The 18,466-nt window shown below is 58.7% G+C and carries 17 protein-coding genes; 8 read left to right on the forward strand and 9 right to left on the reverse strand.

Annotation, left to right across the window (positions count from 1 at the left end; genetic code table 11):
• Positions 1–3: 3 nt before the first annotated feature.
• The 3 genes from ACFVTJ_RS12735 to ACFVTJ_RS12745 form a co-directional block, all read right to left on the reverse strand.
• A complete protein-coding gene (locus ACFVTJ_RS12735; protein ID WP_386907853.1) occupies positions 4–978 on the reverse strand; it encodes a sialic acid TRAP transporter substrate-binding protein SiaP in 975 nt (324 codons plus the stop codon).
• 61 nt (positions 979–1,039) lie between these two features.
• A complete protein-coding gene (locus ACFVTJ_RS12740) occupies positions 1,040–1,756 on the reverse strand; it encodes a FadR/GntR family transcriptional regulator (RefSeq protein ID WP_386907855.1) in 717 nt (238 codons plus the stop codon).
• Between the two features lie 167 nt (positions 1,757–1,923).
• Positions 1,924–2,610: an HAD family hydrolase gene (locus tag ACFVTJ_RS12745; protein WP_386907857.1), complete on the reverse strand. Its 687-nt coding sequence runs from the start codon at positions 2,608–2,610 to the stop codon at positions 1,924–1,926.
• Between the two features lie 410 nt (positions 2,611–3,020).
• Here ACFVTJ_RS12745 and minC point away from each other — a divergent pair, with 410 nt between their 5' ends.
• Genes minC through minE form a run of 3 tightly spaced genes read left to right on the forward strand, consistent with a single transcriptional unit; the run spans position 3,021 to position 4,857 of the window.
• Positions 3,021–3,749 carry a septum site-determining protein MinC gene (gene minC / locus ACFVTJ_RS12750; RefSeq protein WP_386907859.1) on the forward strand — a complete coding sequence of 243 codons (729 nt, stop codon included), beginning with the start codon at positions 3,021–3,023 and terminating at the stop codon, positions 3,747–3,749.
• Positions 3,750–3,784: 35 nt separating this feature from the next.
• Positions 3,785–4,600 carry a septum site-determining protein MinD gene (gene minD, locus ACFVTJ_RS12755; protein ID WP_386907861.1) on the forward strand — a complete coding sequence of 272 codons (816 nt, stop codon included), beginning with the start codon at positions 3,785–3,787 and terminating at the stop codon, positions 4,598–4,600.
• Entirely contained in the window at positions 4,597–4,857 is a 261-nt protein-coding gene (minE, locus tag ACFVTJ_RS12760) for a cell division topological specificity factor MinE (RefSeq protein WP_386907863.1), read from the forward strand. The genes minD and minE overlap by 4 nt, the downstream gene beginning before the upstream one ends.
• A 47-nt stretch (positions 4,858–4,904) precedes the next feature.
• Here the strand turns inward: minE and ACFVTJ_RS12765 are convergent, their stop codons facing one another.
• From ACFVTJ_RS12765 to ACFVTJ_RS12775, 3 genes are all read right to left on the reverse strand, one after another.
• A complete protein-coding gene (locus tag ACFVTJ_RS12765; protein WP_386907865.1) occupies positions 4,905–5,807 on the reverse strand; it encodes an amino acid ABC transporter substrate-binding protein in 903 nt (300 codons plus the stop codon).
• Between the two features lie 72 nt (positions 5,808–5,879).
• Positions 5,880–6,773 (reverse strand): amino acid ABC transporter substrate-binding protein, encoded by an 894-nt coding sequence (locus ACFVTJ_RS12770; protein WP_386907867.1) that lies wholly within the window; start codon positions 6,771–6,773, stop codon positions 5,880–5,882.
• Positions 6,774–6,802: 29 nt separating this feature from the next.
• Entirely contained in the window at positions 6,803–9,121 is a 2,319-nt protein-coding gene (locus tag ACFVTJ_RS12775; protein ID WP_386907869.1) for an EAL domain-containing protein, read from the reverse strand.
• Positions 9,122–9,463: 342 nt separating this feature from the next.
• On the opposite strand from ACFVTJ_RS12775, the gene ACFVTJ_RS12780 reads away from it, so the two are divergent.
• Positions 9,464–10,822, forward strand: coding sequence for an amidase (locus ACFVTJ_RS12780; protein WP_386907871.1), 1,359 nt, complete (start codon positions 9,464–9,466; stop codon positions 10,820–10,822).
• A gap of 157 nt (positions 10,823–10,979) precedes the next feature.
• On the opposite strand, the gene ACFVTJ_RS12785 is transcribed toward ACFVTJ_RS12780, so the two are convergent.
• Genes ACFVTJ_RS12785 through ACFVTJ_RS12795 form a run of 3 tightly spaced genes read right to left on the reverse strand, consistent with a single transcriptional unit; the run spans position 10,980 to position 13,991 of the window.
• Complete coding sequence (locus tag ACFVTJ_RS12785; RefSeq protein ID WP_386907873.1) at positions 10,980–11,621, reverse strand: ThuA domain-containing protein; 642 nt, start codon at positions 11,619–11,621, stop codon at positions 10,980–10,982.
• 17 nt (positions 11,622–11,638) lie between these two features.
• Complete coding sequence (locus ACFVTJ_RS12790; protein ID WP_386907875.1) at positions 11,639–12,739, reverse strand: Gfo/Idh/MocA family protein; 1,101 nt, start codon at positions 12,737–12,739, stop codon at positions 11,639–11,641.
• Between the two features lie 52 nt (positions 12,740–12,791).
• On the reverse strand, positions 12,792–13,991 hold the full coding sequence (locus tag ACFVTJ_RS12795) for an ROK family protein (protein ID WP_386907877.1): 1,200 nt from the start codon (positions 13,989–13,991) through the stop codon (positions 12,792–12,794).
• Positions 13,992–14,180: 189 nt separating this feature from the next.
• Between ACFVTJ_RS12795 and ACFVTJ_RS12800 the strand changes: the two genes are divergently transcribed.
• From ACFVTJ_RS12800 to ACFVTJ_RS12815, 4 genes are all read left to right on the forward strand, one after another.
• Entirely contained in the window at positions 14,181–15,482 is a 1,302-nt protein-coding gene (locus ACFVTJ_RS12800; protein ID WP_386907879.1) for an extracellular solute-binding protein, read from the forward strand.
• A gap of 69 nt (positions 15,483–15,551) precedes the next feature.
• Positions 15,552–16,490 carry a carbohydrate ABC transporter permease gene (locus ACFVTJ_RS12805; RefSeq protein ID WP_386907881.1) on the forward strand — a complete coding sequence of 313 codons (939 nt, stop codon included), beginning with the start codon at positions 15,552–15,554 and terminating at the stop codon, positions 16,488–16,490.
• The gene (locus ACFVTJ_RS12810) at positions 16,483–17,331 is read left to right on the forward strand and encodes a carbohydrate ABC transporter permease (protein WP_004438848.1); all 849 of its coding nucleotides are present in this window, start codon (positions 16,483–16,485) and stop codon (positions 17,329–17,331) included. Before ACFVTJ_RS12805 ends, ACFVTJ_RS12810 begins: the two co-directional genes overlap by 8 nt.
• 17 nt (positions 17,332–17,348) lie before the next feature.
• A complete protein-coding gene (locus ACFVTJ_RS12815; RefSeq protein WP_386907884.1) occupies positions 17,349–18,422 on the forward strand; it encodes an ABC transporter ATP-binding protein in 1,074 nt (357 codons plus the stop codon).
• The last annotated feature ends 44 nt before the right edge of the window (positions 18,423–18,466 follow it).

An 18,466-nucleotide genomic window follows, 5' to 3' on the forward strand; every position in this document is an offset into this window, starting at 1 on the left:
GGCTCACTTGACGGCGCGAATGGCTTCCCAGTCGGCCTTGTCGTAACCGAAGTCCTCAAACTTCACTTTTGCGATAACGTTCTTCTCGAAGTCGGCCTTGTCGACTTCAGCGACCGTCAGGCCGCGTTTCTTGAAGTCTTCCACAAGGCCTTTCTCGCGTTCATCGATGGTCTTAGTGGTCCGCACGGCGGCTTCCTGCATGACATCTGTGAAGATTTTTTTGTCTTCATCTGACAGCTTGGACCACAGGTTCTTAGAGACCACCGTGTTGAGGTGATCGACGATATGGCCCGTGAGCACGATGTTCTTCTGCACTTCGAAGAACTTCTTCGCCTCGATGGTTGTCAGCGGGTTTTCCTGCGCATCGACGGTGCCGTTCTGGAGCGCCAGATAGACTTCCGCGAAGGCAATCGGCGTGGTGTTCGCGCCGCAGGCGCGCGGCATGGCGAGATAGGCAGGGACGTCGGGAACGCGCATCTTCAGCCCGGCCATATCTGCGCAGGTGGCGATCGGTTTGTTCGAGGTGGTGTGGCGCGTGCCGTAATAGCTGACGGCGGCGATGTGGTTGCCGGTTTTGTCCTCATAACCTTTGGCGAGCCGCTTGAAGATATCGCTTTTGGTATAGGCGATCAGATGGCTCGGGTCGCGAAAGATATAGGGGAAGTAGGTGACGCCGATCGGCTTGAAGTCTCGCGCAGCAAAGCTTGAGCCGGAAATGATGATATCAACCGTACCGATCTTCAGGCCTTGATTGATATCAGCTTCCTTGCCGAGCTGCGAGGCCGGAAAGACATCGATCTTGTAGCGGCCCTCGGTACGCTTGGCGATCTCTTCCGCCGCCCAGACCGAATCGGTGTGGAACGGTTCGGAGGTCTCGTAGACATGCGCCCATTTCAGCGTGGTCTGCGCCTGTGCCGCCAAGGCGGAAAGCAGGATGGCGGCTGTTGCGCCCATCAAAGTCGACAATCTGATTTTCATTCTTAACTCCTCCCGAATTAAAGCCAGATTTCTGTTTTTCCCGTCGCCGGTTGTGGCGCGGTTACTCTTCTCCGATCGTTTCCTCCCCGAAACTTTCGGAAAATCTCTTTTGCGACAGCGTCAGATGCTGTCGCATCGCCTCACGCGCACCTTCCGGGTCGTTGGCGGCAATGGCGTCACGGATCACCCGGTGCTCCTGGACCGCGAGGATCCATGTATGCGGACCCTCGAAATAGCTGGCGAGCTTCTGGAAATAGGGCGAAAGGCTGCGTTCGTCATAGATCAGGCCGGTAAAGCGGTTCAGTGCCGAATTTCCGATTATATCGGCAATTGCCGTGTGGAAGGCCCGGTCGAGATTGAGCGCCTGTGGCGAATTGTCGAGGGAGCCGGCCATGCGCTCGATAATGTCGTCCAGCTTGACGATGCATTGCGGCGTGGCGAGCCGCGCGGCTTCTTCCGCAATTGCGCTTTCTATGATGCAGCGCGCTTGCAGGATTTCGAACGGCCCATGGGCATCCGGCACCGGCGGCTTTTCCCTGGCCTGTTTGCCGGCTGCACTGACATAGACGCCCGAACCCATGCGAATATGGATGTGGCCTTCCACTTCCAGAACGATAAGCGCTTCACGAACCGTCGGGCGCGATACGCCGAAGCGTTCGGCAAGGTCCCGTTCCGCCGGCAGGCGCTGACCTTCGGTCAGTTCTCCGCTTTCGATGAGTAAGCGAATTTGTTCCGCGACCAGCCGGTAAAGGCGGCGCGGCTCCAGAGCCACAAACATGATGTCCCTCCCAGCGCGAAGGTCTCCCCCCATTCGCGCAAGCGGTAAGATGGTCTTACCAATTTTATTAGGACGCATTTATTCGGGGCTGTCAATTAGCCGTTTTGGAAAAGCTCATAGGTTATGTTTGAGGGCGGGTCACCCGGTCGGCGGTCGGCGGCAGATCGTCAGACTTTGCCGCTGATCAGCTTCAGGCCACCATTCTCGTTCTTCACGACACCCAGCTCACCGTAACCGCCGATGGAAAGATACGGCGTTTCGATCGGGTGGGAATGGGTCACGTTGATGACCACCACCGCGGCGCCCATGCGTTCTCCCGCCTCAATGCCTGCGGGCGCGTCCTCAAAGACCACGCAGCTTTCCGGCGTAACGCCAAGCTTCTCGGCGGCTTTTCGGTAACCTTCGGGATCTGGCTTGCCGTTGACCACATCGTCTGCGCAGATCATGACGGGCGGAGGGGTGATGCCGGCCGCGGCGAGCCGCCGCTCCGCCAGTTCACGCACGGCTGAGGTGACGATTGCCCATTTTCCCGCCGGCAAAGACGCAAGGAAGGCCGCGGCGCCGGGTATCTGGATAATGCCGTCCACATCATCCATCTCGGCGCGCAATATCGCGTCGGCCTCTGCATCTACATCAAGTCCGGGAACCGCCTCGCGACGGATCACCTCCGATGCCCGCATGCCGTGAATGCGCTGCAGGAAAGCATTCGGCTCGATGCCGTTTGCAACGGCCCATTCCCGCCATACACGCTCGACGACGGCGATCGAATTGACCAGCGTTCCATCCATGTCGAACAGGAAGGCCGCAAACTCTTGCGAAAAAATCTGGGTCTGCGGCGGGACTTTGCTGTGCATCTCATTCTTCCGTTGGAACTCTTGATATGGCTCGTATCTACAGCATCGGGAGACATAACGGAATCGCTTTTCAGCCGCCGGAAGCAGATGGTTGGCTCCCGAGTGCTGGAAGGACGGTGTTCCAGAATCGGACGCTGGGCGAAGCTCGCGAGTCGAGCCGGAAGAGTAGGGGGAGGTGGCGGCGGCTTGCCGCAAGAAGGCGTCAGCTTGCAGCAAGGATGCGCTGCTATCATTTGTCTTCGTTCGCGAGGCAATGACATGAATTCAAGATGTAACAGCTGTTTTTGAATGTTTTGCCTGAAGACCTCTGGGGGCGGAATTTTATTAACGAATTCGCTGCTTCGGGGATGGCGTTAACTATTTGTTAACCATATTCGAGGTACCTAATTGTCAACGATTTGTTTACCAAGATGACCAAAGTGCTAACAGACCAGCGTTCGATCCGTATCAAAGGCCGCTCCTTCCTCGCGGTCGTCCTGTCCCCCGAATCTCCGGTCGATCAGTGGCTGGAAAGGCTTGATGATCTGGCCGCCCGTTCGGCCGGCTTCTTCCTGTCGCGGCCGGTCGTTCTCGACGTCTCGGAGCTGTCGCTCGACAAAGCGGGTCTGAAGGAACTACTGGCGGCGCTGACGGAGCGCAATGTCGGCATCATGGGCATCGAGGGTGTTCGCCCGTCGATGATTGAGCCGGGCATGCCGCCGTCGCTGAAGGGTGGCAAGCCAGCTTCCGATGTCGAGGTGGAGCCGGTCGCAGCCGCTGCGGAATTGCCGGAAGACAAACCACGTGCTGCGGGCGAAGTCCGCGCCGTCGTGCAGTCGCTGGTCATTAATGAGCCGGTGCGCTCCGGTCAGTCGATCATGTTTCCCGAGGGTGACGTGACCGTCATCGGTTCGGTTGCTTCTGGGGCGGAAATCATCGCCGGTGGTTCGGTGCATATTTACGGCGCGCTGCGCGGGCGGGCCATGGCCGGTTCGCTCGGCAATACGTCGGCACGCATCTTTTGCCGCAAGCTCGAAGCGGAGCTCCTGGCCATCGACGGGGTCTACAAGGTGGCCGAGGACATTGATGACAAGCTGCGGGGCCAGCCCGTTCAGCTCTGGCTGGAAAACGATACGATCAAGGCCGCGAAACTCGGCTGATAACAGATAAACACACAGGAACAGGAGAGAGCCATATGGGGAAGGTAGTCGTTGTAACTTCCGGCAAGGGCGGGGTCGGCAAGACCACCTCGACCGCAGCGCTTGGCGCCGCATTGGCGCAGAACAAGGAAAAGGTCGTGGTTGTCGATTTTGATGTCGGCCTGCGTAACCTCGATCTCGTCATGGGTGCTGAACGCCGCGTGGTTTACGATCTCGTCAACGTCATCCAGGGCGATGCCAAGCTGACGCAGGCGCTGATCCGCGACAAGCGCCTTGAGACGCTGTTCCTCCTGCCCGCCTCGCAGACGCGCGATAAGGACAATCTGACGCCGGAAGGCGTCGAATGGGTCATCAACGAGTTAAAGAAGCACTTCGACTGGGTGATCTGCGACAGCCCGGCCGGTATCGAACGCGGCGCGACGCTGGCCATGCGCCATGCGGATGTGGCCGTCGTCGTCACCAATCCGGAGGTCTCTTCGGTACGCGATAGCGACCGTATCATCGGCCTGCTCGATTCCAAGACGTTGAAGGCAGAACGCGGCGAGCGGATGGAGAAGCACCTGCTCCTGACGCGTTACGATTCGGCCCGCGCCGAACGCGGCGACATGCTGAAGGTCGACGACGTTCTCGAAATCCTCTCCATTCCGCTGCTCGGCATCATTCCGGAAAGCACGGATGTGCTGCGCGCTTCCAACGTGGGTGCACCTGTCACGCTGGCGGATGCCGCCTGCCCGCCTGCCAAGGCCTATTTCGACGCTGCCCGCCGCCTCTCCGGCGAGGAAATTCCGGTCGTTATACCGGGCGAGAAGCGTGGCATCTTCTCCAAGATCTTCGCAAGGAGGGCTGCATGAGCATCTTCGCTATCTTCCGCAAACAGAAGTCGGCGCCGCTTGCGCGTGAACGTCTGCAAGTGCTGCTCGCCCACGAAAGGGCGTCGTCGGGAACAGATCTTGTCGCCATTCTGCGGGAAGAGATTCTAGCCGTCATCGCCAAGCATGTGCAGATAGACGGCGACCGTGTGCATGTGAAGATGGACCGGGATGAGCATTTCTCCATCCTCGAGATCGATGTAGAAATTCCGCTCGGTGCTGATCTGCGCGCTGCCTGAAGGCATTTCGAGATAAAAGCCGCCCTTTATCGGGCGGCTTTTTGTTTCTATTCTGCCGTCGTATCGACCGGCCGTTTAAATACCTCCGCCAGATCGCTGGGCAATGGGCGCTTGAGGTTGACGCCGTTGGGTGGGATCGGCGCATTGAACCATTTGTTGTAGATCGTCTCGATCTCGCCGCTGGCATAGATTTGCCCCAGCGCTTCGTTGACGGCATCCCGGAAACCGGTATCGCCGTGCCGCAGCATCAGGCCATAGGGCTGTGGCGGGGCGAGATATTCGTCTGATATGACATAGTCTTCCGGCTTGCCTGTTCCGGCGACGAAGGACCGCAGAAGAATGTCGTCCATCACGAAGGCCGAGGCGCGATTTTCCGTCACCATCTCGAAACTGCCTTCGGTGCTGTCATTTTGCAGGACAGCAACATTCAGCCCCAGCCTGCGGTTGAGTACGTTCAGCTGGCTGATATTGATGGTTCCGGTCGTCACGACCACCGTTCGGCCGGCGAGATCTGCGACTGTGTTCAGGCCGCTCGATTTCAGCGCCACATAGCGCGTGCCGGTAATGAAGTGGCTGTAGGAAAACCACACGGCCTTGCGTCTTTCTTCCGTGTTCGTGCTCGCCACGCATTCCATGTCCATCGTGCCGTCGTTGAGAAGGGTAATACGATTGCTGGGAGTGCGCTTGACGAACTCGACCTTCAGTTCCGGCAGGTCCAGCTTTTTCTTGATGGAATCCGCCACTCTCATGCAGAGCTCGATACTGTATCCGATCGGCTCCGGGCCTGTTCCGAGATAGGAAAAGGGTACGTTGTGGTCCGCGTAACCGAGCCTGATGGTACCGGTTCTGGCAATCGTTTCAAGCGTCGGCGGTTGAGCACTGTCGCTGGCCGCCTGGGCGGGCAGAAGACTGACGAAAAAAAACAAAAGCCATAATGTCGATCTCTGCATCGCTCATCTCCAGCCAAAATAATCTGTCAAAACATCGTCATGAAAATCATTGCAGATAGACGCTTTAAGCTCTCAATCCTGGTATTCGCTCGGGTTCTCATAGGCCTGCTTGAGTGATGCGGCCATCGGCAGGTTCAGGTTCATCCCGTTTGGAGGAATGGGTTTGGTGAACCATTTTTCATAGAGACCGTGAATATCCGGCCCGGTGAAGATGTGTCTCAGGCTTTCATTGACCGCCGCCTTAAAAGCCGGGTCGTTGCGCCGGAACACGAGGCCGTAGGGTTCAGGCGCGCTCAACGTTTCTTCCGACAGCGCATAAAGGTCAGGCTTCTCCGATGTCGCCGCCAGTGCCGCCAGCAATATGCCGTCCATCACAAAGGCGGAGGCCTTTCCTGCGACCACCAGTTCGAAGGCTTCCTCGTTGGTCTTTGTCGGCATGACAGAGATATTGAGGTTCTTCGCCCTGTTCACGGCGTTGAGTTGTTCGATATTGACGGTGCCAGAGGCGGATGTGACAGACCTTCCGGCGAGATCTGCAAGGCTTTTCAGATTGTCCTGCTTGCGCGAGAGAAACTGCGTTGCGGTCATGAAATTGGGATAGGAGAAATCGACGATCTTGCGCCGTTCGCTATTATTGGTCGTGGCGGCGCATTCAATGTCGATCTGCCCGCTGCGGACAAGGATGAAGCGGGTCGCAGGCGTTGCCTTGACATATTCAAGCTCGATCTTGTCGAGTTTAAGCTTGCTGCGGATATCCTCGCTGATCGCCCGACAGAGGTCCGTCGAGAAACCGGTGACCTCACCATCAGGCAGTTGATAGGAGAAGGGCGGCTCCGCCTCCCGATAGCCGATGCGGATTTTTGCGGTTTTGGCAATCCGCTGCAGCGTGTCGACGTCGCCGGCGGCTTCAACGGGTGTAACGGGAACAAAGCATGTGAGTAAAAGGCAAAATACTGGAAGGCGCATTTTATATCCTTTGGCCTGCGGCCGGTTTCTCAAATCGCTTTCTGCTTCGGGCAATAGGCATTTGGTGTCGATCGGCCAACGATGTCCGGACCGTTTTTCGGAGATGGAGCAAGGACGGCGCGGCTCTTGAGAATGTGGGCAAGCGGTGCGGGCTCGGCAAAATAATAGCCCTGTGCCTCGTCGCATCCGGCAAGCTTGAGCGCTTCAACCTGCTCGTCGTTTTCGACCCCCTCGGCGGTCACCTTCAGGCCGATCTGCTCGGCCATGTCGATGATGGTGTTGACGATGGCCGAACACATGGGATTGGCGGGCAGGCCGGAGACGAATTCGCGGTCGATCTTGATCTTGTCGAAGGCAACATGCGTCAGCGTGCTGAGCCCGGCATAACCGGTGCCGAAATCGTCAAGCGCGAGGCGGACGCCTCTTTCCTTCAGTAGTTTCAACGCTCTCGCGCTGCTGTCGCGCTCCAGTATCGCGGTTTCCGTCACTTCCAGTTCCAGCCGCTCGGCCGGGAAGCCGGATGTTTCCAGCGCCCGGTCGACAACAGGGACGATATCGTCGTTGGAGAGCTGGACGGCGGACAGATTGACGGCAAGCCGGATATCTTTCGGCCAGTTCATCGCATCCGCACAGGCCTGCGCCAGCACCCATTCACCCAACGGCTTGATGAAGTTGTTTTCTTCAGCAAGGGTGATGAAGCGGTCCGGCGTGATGAGGCCGAGTTTGCTATGCCGCCAGCGGGCCAGTGCCTCATAAGCGACGATCCGGCCGCTCTGCAGGTTGACCACGGGCTGGTAATGCAGCTCGAATTCCTGGTTTTCGAGTGCGGATTTCATGTCTATTTCCAGCGCATGCTTGTGCTGCGCTGCCATGTCCATACCCGGTTCGTAAAACACGAAATAACCGCAACCCATGGATTTCGCCCGGTAAAGGCCGAGATCGGCATGTTGCAGAAGCTGCGTGGCGGATGTGCCGTGGCGCGGTGCGCAGGCGATGCCGATGCTGGTATCGATGCCGATGGCGCTGCCTTCCAGGCTGAAACTGCGCGAGACCGCATGCACCACCCGGGCGGCCAGCATCGCCGCATCGCTCTCGCAGTCACCGTTTGTCGGTTGTATGATCGCGAATTCGTCGCCGCCGAGGCGGCACACCGTGTCGTTTTCAGCGAGCACGGAAGAAATACGCGAAGCCACTGCCACCAGCAAGGCGTCACCGGCGGCATGTCCCAGCGTGTCATTGACGGCCTTGAAGCGGTCGAGATCGAGCAGCATGACATTGAAGGGCTGGCCGGACACCGACAATTGCTCCAGGCGGTTTTCCAGCGTCTTCATCAGCAGCACGCGGTTGGGCAACCCGGTCAGCGCATCGTGATGGGCCATATGTTCGAGCTGCTGCGCCATATCGCGTATCTGCCGCAGACGTCCGCGTTCCAGAACCGCCTCACGCAGCGTTTCGATGGCGGTTGCCATATCGCCGATTTCGTCCCGCCTTTCCTGAAAAGGTGTGACGACATCGGTTTCCTCACGGGCAATTCGAAGTGTTGCCTGCACCAGCGCCGGGACCGGTTTGAGGAAATGCCGGGCAATGACGGTCACAAGCACGCCCGTAACGGTCAGGACCACGATCAGCGCAGCGAGCGAATTATAGATCAGCTTGCGTTGAGCGCCGTAAAGCGCGTCCGAACGGCCGATGCTGACGGCGACCGCGCCGATGGGTTTTTTCGTTTCCGTACTGATGATCGGCAGCAGGCCGATATAATGGCTGGAGTCACCGATGGTGGCAAAACCGGTGGAAAAACGTGCGGCGACTGCGTCTCTGGAAAAGATCGGATCGGTGGCGAGCGGTTTCTCATCGTCGTCGGTGGCGTTGTCGAAGGCCGCGGCGATCTGCCTGAAACCGGAATCGCCTTCGTCATAACGGAAAAGCCAGACGGCATTTTTCGTCTGCGCGCCGATGAGAGCGAGAACGTCGCTCGGATTGAAGCCGGTAACGAGAATGGATCCGTCGTCGCCGATCGGTTTATCGGTCAATATGCCGGTGACCTGTCCGTCCGTATCGGCGGTGACACTGACATAGGTATAGATGCTGCGCAGCGTGGCGCTGGCGATCTGCGAATTGACGCGAGCCTGGTTGAGCCATTGTTCGCTGGCGGCAGCGACGAACATGTACCAGCCGACGAGCGCGCCAATGCTGTAGGAAAAGATCACGCCGCCCAGGAATATCAGGGTTATCTTGCTGGCGAGCGACCGCCGCCACGAAAACCGGCCTGTTTCCGGCTGCGTTGGCGAGCGAAGCGTGTGGCCCGGTTCAACCTGTCTATCTGTCCCGCGATAGGCAGTCTCTTCCATTCGCGATAGTCCCCCGCGATGTCGCGTTATAATTGTTTTATGGAGTTTTATAGGGCATGCGTTTCAATGCTGTCTGCTAAATAATTCAACAAAGTTTAGAGGCGATTAAGAATTAATCCGTCTTTTTATAGTCGTAGCTTATATATGAATTGGTTTTGGATCACCTCAGGTTGAAAAAATCGGAGGTTAGAGACGAACCATCAGGGATAAACTCCAAAACCTGTGGTTTCCGCCACGCTGTCCAAGCGGGCGTATGGGCCGTCAATAGCGCGACGATTGACCTTGCCAACCGGTCAAGAAACGGCATCTTGTCCGCAATATGCCGCGTTCAGGGAAGATATCATGGCTCACAAAGGCAAGAATATTGCGCAGCTCTCCGTTCTCATCCAGAGCGGCCATCTCGATCCGCGCGCTTTGGCGGAGGAGACGCTGGATGCGATCGGTAATAACGGCGATCCGACCATTTTTGTCGAGTTGACGGCCGCGCGGGCCATGGCGGAGGCGGAAGCCGCGTCCAGACGCATTGACGAGGGCCGCTCCTGTGGGATGCTTGATGGCATTCCTGTGGCCTGGAAGGATCTCTTTGATCTCGAAGGCATGGCGACCAGCGCCGGATCGACGGTGCTTGCAGATGATGCACCTGCGCTTCGCGATGCGGATGTGGTGACGGCCTTGAAACAGGCGGGTATGGTCTGCATTGGCCGCACCAATATGAGCGAGTTCGCATTTTCCGGTCTCGGCATCAATCCGCATTATGGCACGCCCGGCAATCCTGCTTCCAAGGATGGTCACCGTCTACCGGGCGGCTCTTCGTCCGGTGCCGGCGTCAGTGTCGCCGCCGGTCTGGTGCCGGTGGCGATCGGCACCGATACCGGCGGATCGGTGCGTATCCCGGCCGCCTTCAACGGCGTGGTGGGCTACAAGGCAAGCCGCGGCCGTTATTCGATGCGTGGCGTTTATCCCTTGGCGAAAAGCCTCGATTCGCTCGGGCCGATCACGCACACCGTGCAGGATGCCGTCTGGGTGGATGCCGCCATGCGCGGCAAGGCGGCGGCAGACCTCCAGCGCGCGCCTCTTTCCGGCCTTTCACTGGTGGTGCCGGAAACGGTATTTTTCGATGGCATAGAGGATGGCGTGGCCACCGCCTTCGAGCAGGCGGTGGAACGTCTTGTCCGCGCCGGTGCTTCGGTGCGGCGGCAGGCACTTCCCATTTTTTCGGAGTTGTTCGATCTTATCAAAGAAAAGGGCGCGTTGGTAACGGCGGAAGCCTTTGCTCTGCACAAGATACGGCTGGAAGGTGCGGATGCCGCGCGCATGGACCCACGCGTGGTTGCGCGAACGAAGCTCGGGGCCAATATTTCCATGCCTGATTATATCGCCATCATCGAGGCGCGCGAACGCATGACGGCGGCGTTTGCCGGCATGATCGGCGGGCAAGAACTGCTGGTGTCGCCGACACTGCCGCATGTTGCGGCCAAGGTCGCGCCGCTTCTCGATGACGATGAAGCCTTTTTCGTCATGAATGCGAAAACTCTGCGCAACACCCAGATCGGCAATTTTTTCGATCTCTGCGGCGTTTCGATCCCTTGCGGAACCGGGGATGCGGGCATGCCAGTCGGCCTGCTACTTTCCGGTCTCCATGGCACAGATGACCACGTGCTGGGCGCGGCGATGGCGGCGGAAGACATCGTTCGGGGTTGAGGGAGCGTCCCCTCGGCTCGTCGGCAACATAAAAACCGACTCTCCGTCATGTTCGGGCCTTCCCGAGCATCTGCTGCCGATTAATTTTCAATACGTGGTTAGATCCTCGGCACAAGGCCGAGGATCAGGTCGCGTGGAGAGAGGACTCCCGAGAACCTCACCGCGCCGCCCAGTTGGCACCGCGGCGGAACATGGTTTTCATCTGCGGCACGGAAAATTCCTTGGCCTGATGGCCGAGTGCCGAATAGAAGACGCGGCCCTTGCCGTATTTGCGTTTCCAGACCACCGGCATCACCACGCCGTCGATCCACCACGCGTGATCGCCGGTGAATTTCGTTGTTGCCAGAACCTCGTTCGATGGGTCGACATGCATGTAATATTGCTCCGACGTATAGGGGAAATCGGAAACTCCCTCCATCAGCGGGTCGTCGGGGCGCGTGATGTTGACGGTGTAATCGATGATATTGCCGGGATGGGCGACCCATTGCCCGCCAATCATGAACTGGTATTCCACGCATTCGCGGAAACTGTCACCCGCACCACCATGAAAACCGGCAATGCCGACACCGTTTTCGACGGCAGCCGTCAGGTTCTTGATCTCCTCCTTCTCGATCTTCGACATGGTGACAATAGGCACAACAAGGCTCAGATCATGCACCGAAGGATCTGCAAAAGCCTCCGTTGAGTGCTCCACATAGACCTTGAAGCCATCCTCTTCCAGAATATCCTTGACGATGGTGGCGCATTCCTGCGGTTCGTGGCCGCTCCAGCCGCCCCAGACGATGAGTGCTTCGCGCATTTATTTCCTCCTCGGGATTATTTGCCGAGCTGGCCGTCGACCAGCGATGTTTCGAGCGGGGCAGGGCGCTCCGCCTTGGTGGTGATGGAAACGGCGGTGCCGCTGTCTGACGCCGTCTGGAAGGCTTCCATGACTTCCAGCACATGCAGGGCAAGATCGCCATTGGCGCGGTGCGGGCGGTTTTCGCGGATCGCATGGGCCATGTCCGCCACACCGATGGACCGGTAATTGCCGTCGGCATACGGAGATGATAGCGCCTGCGTCTCGAACTGGCCGCCCTTTTTCAGCAATTGCACCTCGCCGCCGAAATGGTTGGGATCGGGCACGATCAGCGTACCCTCGGTGCCGTAGAGTTCCAGCGGCACATGCTTGTGACCCGCCACATCGAAGCTCATGCCCACCTGCACCACAGCGCCGTTCTCGAAGGCGAGAACCCCGGAGACATGGGTGGCAACATGAACGGGAATTTTTTCGCCGTTCTTCGGCTCGCTGGTGATGAGGCGCTCGTTGCGCGGCGCGATGGCGAAACCTGCCACCTTGGCGACGGGGCCGAGCAGGTTGACGAGATCGGTGATGTAATAGGGACCCATATCCAGCATCGGTCCGCCGCCGACCTCATAATAAAAGGCGGGGTTGGGGTGCCAGCGCTCGTGGCCGGGGCACATGAAGGTGGCGGTGCCGCCCACAGGCTGGCCAAGCACACCTTCGTCGATCAACCGGCGCGCTGTCTGGTGGCCGCCGCCGAGGAAGGTATCCGGCGCCGAACCGATGCGCAGGCCTTTGGCCTTTGCCGCATCCGCAAGGCGTTTGCCTTCGGCGAAATTAATGCCGAGTGGTTTTTCGGAATAGGCGTGCTTACCCGCCTCGAGCGCGCGCAGCCCCACTTCCACATGCGCCTTGGGGATCGTCAGATTGACGATGATCTCCACCGAGGGATCGGCGAGAAGTGCGTCGATGCTTTTTGCCTGGAGGCCAAATTCATCCGCCCGCGCCCTTGCGGCCTCCTCGTTCATATCCGCAAGACCACGAATGTCGAGAATGGGAAACGACGCCATGGCCTTGAGATAGGCGCTGGAGATGTTTCCGCAGCCGATGATGCCGATACCGACCTTGTTCATGTAATTCCTCCCGTAAATCAGAAATGCCTGGGCCTGTGCTCACCCCTGCGGGTTAGAGCGCCGGCCCGGTTGTGTTCCATGGCGATTCGTAAAGTTCGTAAAGCGCAACGGCCGCGGCCCCCTGCGCCCACAATTCGTCGCTCGCAACATCGAAAACCAGTTCCGCCACACCGGCCAGAGATGGCGGCACGGCGGCGTTGTAGTTGTTGCGAATGCTGGTGATGAAAGGCTCGCCAAGTTCGAGGCTGGAGCCGGTGATTATGACCCGTGGCGGCGCAAACAGCGTGACGATATTGGCTAGTGTCAGGCCGAGGGCGGCACCGGCGCGCAAGGCGGCCGTGATGAGATCGTGGTCTTCAGCCGCAATCAGTGCATGGGCATGCTGCATGCCGCGGCCGAGCCGGATCGCTTCGGAGAAGCGTCCGTCGGCCGGGCGCGAGCCTAAAATGGCGTTTTCGCCCGCCTGGCTCGCCAGCCGCACCGTGCCTTCATTGGCAAGTCCGATGACGAGGTCACCGAGATTGTGGCTGAGGCCGCCCGCGCCGCGAAACAGCTGGTTTTGATGCAGCACGCCAAGCCCGAGGGTTTGTTCCAGTGAAATCAATACCATGTCTTCGAGATCACGTGCGTGACCGAACCAGTGGTGAGCCAGCGTGATGGCGTGGGCATCGCTTTCGATAATCGTCGGCGAATTCAGTCTTGCCGTCATTTCCTCGGCGAAATTGACGTTCACCTCCCGCAGGATCGGGCTGCTGCGGATTTTCCCCGTGCGATGCTCGATGACGCCGGGCAGGCCGAGACAGACCATGTCCACATCCTCAAGCGAAAAGCCCGCGTCGACCACGCAACGGCGAACGCCGTCCTCGACAAGATCGGCGATGACACCGATCGGCTGGCGATCGACACGGATTGGCAAAGCGAGGGTAGAAAGGACATTTCCGCAGAAATCGGTAACGACGAACACCATGCGGTTGGCGGCGATCTTTGCCCCCACGACGCGGGCGGCATCCGGGTTCAGTTCCAGCATCACGCGCGGTCTGCCACGTCCACCTTCCGTCCTGATGTCGCCGAGATGGCGGGTGAGGATCAGCCCGTCATCCAGCAGTGAGGCGGTGATGGCCGAAACGGTCGTGGTGGAGAGCTGGGTGCGTTCGCTGATCTCTACTCGGGAGATAGGTCCGTGCCGGCGAATACTGTCGAGCACGCTCAGCCTGTTGATCGCGCGCATCAATTCTGGGTCTGCGGTCTTCATGGGGTCCTGCTGCGATCAATGTCGTCTCCGATTTATATCGGAATACGGATTAAATAACGGTGCAAGGGAGGGGTGTGTCAAGCGCAAAGCGCAAAAAATCGGCATCGTGCCTTGACAATGAGCGAACCCTGATATGAATTAATCCGCATCGGGGAATAAATGAGGATATCCCCAGGGAGGATCACCATCATGACGATTTGGCACGCAGGCGCAAGCCTGAGCGGCAGGCTGGTAAGCTTTGCCACAACGACAAGTATTGCTCTCATGCTCGGCGCAGCGAGCGCTTCGGCTGCGACGGTCGTAAAATGGATGCATGTGGAATTGGATCCCAAATCCGTGGCTGTCTGGGAGGAGATTGCCAAGGAGTATGAGGCCAAACACCCTGATGTCGACGTTCAACTGCAGTTCCTCGAAAACGAGGCCTTCAAGGCAAAATTGCCGACGCTGCTGCAGTCAAACGACGTGCCCGACTTTTTCTACAGCTGGGGTGGCGGGGTTCTTGAGGAACAGTCCAAGACTGGCGCATTGAAGGATCTGACCGAGGTTTTCGATGCCGATGGCGGCAAGCTGCGTCAGGCCTATAATGCCTCCGCAATTGATGGTCTTTCTTTTGATGGCAAGATCTGGGCCGTGCCGTATCGCGTCAGCCTCGTCAGCTTCTTTTATAACAAGGAGTTGTTCGCCAAGGCGGGTGTGAAGGCTGAAGACATCAAGACCTGGGCTGATTTCAACGCCACGGTCAAGAAGATCAAGGATGCGGGCATCGTGCCGATCGCCGGTGGCGGTGGCGAGAAATGGCCGATTCATTTCTACTGGAGCTATCTCGTGATGCGAAATGGCGGCCAAGCCGTCTTTGACGCAGCCCGCAAGGGCGAAGGCGAAGGCTTTATGGACCCGACAATCATCAAGGCTGGTGAGCAACTGGCCGAATTTGGCAAGCTCGAACCCTTCCAGCCGGGTTATCTCGGCGCGACATGGCCGCAGGCTCTTGGCGTATTTGGTGACGGCAAGGCTGCGATCATTCTCGGCTTTGACAATACCGAAGCGAACCAGCGCAAGAACGCCGGTGACGGCAAGGGGCTGGCCCCTGAAAATATCGGTCGCTTCGCTTTCCCGGTTGTCGAAGGCGGTGCCGGCAAGGCCACCGATACGCTGGGCGGGCTGAACGGCTGGGCGCTTACCAAGAACGCCTCGAAGGAAGCGATCGATTTCGCCGCCTTCCTGACCAGCAAGGAAAGCGAAGAGAAAATGGCCGCCGCCGGTATGATCCTGCCGGTTGCCACGGGTGCCGCCGGCGCGGTCAAGAACCCGCTGCTGGCAGATTCCGCCAAGCAGTTGGCCTCCTCCACCTGGCACCAGAACTTCTTTGACCAGACGCTCGGCGCCGCCGTCGGCCGTGTCGTCAACGATATCTCAGTCGAGATCGTTTCCGGCCAGATGACGCCTGAAGAGGGCGCCCAGCAGATTCAGGACGCTTTCGAACTGCGTTGATCTGACGGTTTCCATGGCAGCGCCGACAGGTGCGGCGCTGCCACTCTGCCTCCATGAAAGCGGATAGAGATGACGGATATTTCCATGACTTCTGCGTCCATACCGGCGCGCAGCGCTTCAAGGGCCAAGCGCAAGCAAAGTTCAGTCGCGCATGACCGGGCGCTGACCCTGTTGGTCTTCCTGCCGCCGGCGCTGCTGCTCTTTACCCTGTTCGTCATTCTGCCCATGGGCGAGGCGGCGTGGTACAGTCTTTACCGCTGGAACGGTTACGGCACGCCGACCGATTTCGTCGGTTTGAAGAATTTCCAGGTCCTGTTCGGAAATGCCGCCTTTTCGCAGGCTCTGCTCAATAACGGCCTCATCATCCTCATCTCGATCTTGATTCAGATACCGCTTGCGATCTGGCTTGCCATGATGCTGGCGCACCGCATTCCCGGTGTCGTTGCCTTCCGGCTGGTATTCTTTCTGCCTTACGTTCTGGCGGATGTCGCAGCGGGCCTGATCTGGCGCTTCGTTTATGATGGCGACTATGGCCTCTTTGCCGCCATCTCCAATTTCTTCGGTTTTGCCAATCCCTATGTGCTGGCTGACAAGGATGTGGCGATCTATGCCGTGCTTGGCGTCATCGTCTGGAAGTATTTCGGCTTCCACATGATGCTGTTCATCGCCGGTCTTCAGTCTGTCGACAAGAACGTATTGGAAGCGGCTGAAATCGACGGCGCGTCCGGCTGGCAAAAGTTCCGTTACGTCACGCTGCCGATGCTCGGCTCCACGGTTCGCCTTTCTGTCTTCTTTGCGGTCATCGGCTCATTGCAGCTGTTCGACATGATCATGCCGCTCACCGGCGGCGGCCCGTCCAACTCTACGCAGACCATGGTCACGTTCCTTTACACCTATGGCGTCATGCGCATGCAGGTGGGGCTTGGCAGCGCGGTCGGCGTCGTTCTCTTCATTATCTGCGTGACGCTCGCCTTCGGTTACAAAAGGATTTTCATGCGCCATGACTGACACATCCACTTCCGTCCGCATGCCGCTGCAAACCAAGCTTTATCTCTATATATCGCTGAGCCTTATTGCAGCCATCGTGCTAATCCCGCTTCTGACAACGGCCCTTGGCGGCTTCAAGACGCTGGGAGACCTGCGCGTCAACCCGTTTGGCATTCCGGCCGAATGGCAATGGGCCAATTACGGCGATATTCTCTTCGGAAAACGGTACTGGCTGCAAATATTCAATTCGCTCGTCATCGCACTGCTGACGGTATTCTTGACGCTGACCGTCTCGGCCATGGCCGCCTTCACTTTCGCGCATGTGAAGTTTTTTGGCTCGTCCTTCCTGCTCAACTATTTCCTTCTGGGTCTGATGTTTCCGGCGGCCACCGCCATCCTGCCGCTTTTCATCCGCATTCGCGATCTTGGCCTGCTCGATACCTATTGGGGCGTGGTGCTGCCGCAGGTGGCCTTCGGGCTGGGCATGAGCATTCTCTTGTTCCGCAATTATTTCCGTAACCTGCCGGACGAGTTGTTTCAGGCAGCCTTTGTGGATGGCTGCGGGTATCTGCGCTTCTTCTGGCACATTTCCGTGCCGCTTTCGCGGCCGATCGTGGCGACTGTTGGCATCGTCTCTTTCGTCGGCAGCTGGAACAGCTACATCCTGCCGCTGATCATGCTGAATTCGGAATCGAAATATCCCTGGCCGCTGGGCATCATGGTTTATCGCGGTGAGTTCGGCACGGAATGGCAGCTTGTGCTCGCTTTCATCACGCTGACGATCCTGCCGACCGTCATCGTCTTCTTCCTCGCACAGAAACACATCATCGCGGGCCTGACGGCCGGTGCCGTCAAATCGTGACGTGAAAGGAGCAAAACATGGCTTCCGTTGAACTTAAGGGTATCCGCAAGTCCTATGCCGCGCTTGATGTCATTCACGGCATCTCGCTCGATATTGCCGATGGGGAATTCATCGCGCTGGTCGGCCCCTCCGGTTGCGGCAAATCCACCCTGCTGCGCATGATCGCCGGGCTGGAGGAAATCACCGATGGCGATATTCTCATCGGCGACAAGGTGGTCAACGGCATGACGCCGCGCGAGCGCAACATCGCCATGGTGTTTCAGTCCTACGCGCTTTATCCGCATATGACGGTGGCTGAAAACATGGGCTTCAATCTGAAGCTTGCCGGCCAGCCGAAAAACGTCATCGAGGAGCGCGTGGCGGAAGCCGCCCGCATGCTCGATCTCGGCAAGCTGCTGGACCGCAAGCCGTCGCAGCTTTCCGGCGGCCAGCGCCAGCGTGTCGCCATGGGCCGCGCTGTCGTTCGCAACCCCGCTGTCTTCCTGTTCGATGAGCCGCTCTCTAACCTCGATGCCAAGCTGCGCGTGCAGATGCGCAGCGAAATCAAGGCGCTGCACCAGAAGGTCGGCACGACCTCCATCTATGTCACCCATGACCAGATCGAGGCGATGACGCTGGCGGACCGGGTGGTGGTGCTCAATCACGGCCGCATCGAACAGCAAGGCACGCCGCTGGAACTCTACAAGACCCCGGCCAACCTCTTCGTCGCCGCCTTCATCGGTTCACCCGCGATGAACCTCATCGAAGGTGTGGTCGATGGCGAGGGCGACCAGCCCGCCGCCCGGCTGAAGGACGGAACCGCGATCCGCATTGCCGCCTCCCGCAAGGTCAAGCGCGGCCAACCGGTGACGATCGGGCTTCGTCCCGAACATATCGGTTCGGCGATCGGCGGCGATATCTCGCTCTCCGGACGGACGGTGCTGGTGGAGCCGACGGGCGCACAGACCCATGTGGTCTTCGAATTGGCGGGCGATCAGGTCACGGCAGTGGTGGATGGCGAGCAGCCGGTGAAGGTCAACACGCCCTTTGCTGCCAGCGTTCATCATGAGCGGGTGCACGTCTTCGACAGGGCAAGCGGACTGGCGCTTTAAGTGCCAGGATGTTCGGGGTGAAATGCCGAAATTCTCTTGCCCCT

The organism is Agrobacterium sp. NPDC058088 (genome assembly GCF_042885035.1).
GTDB lineage: Bacteria > Pseudomonadota > Alphaproteobacteria > Rhizobiales > Rhizobiaceae > Agrobacterium.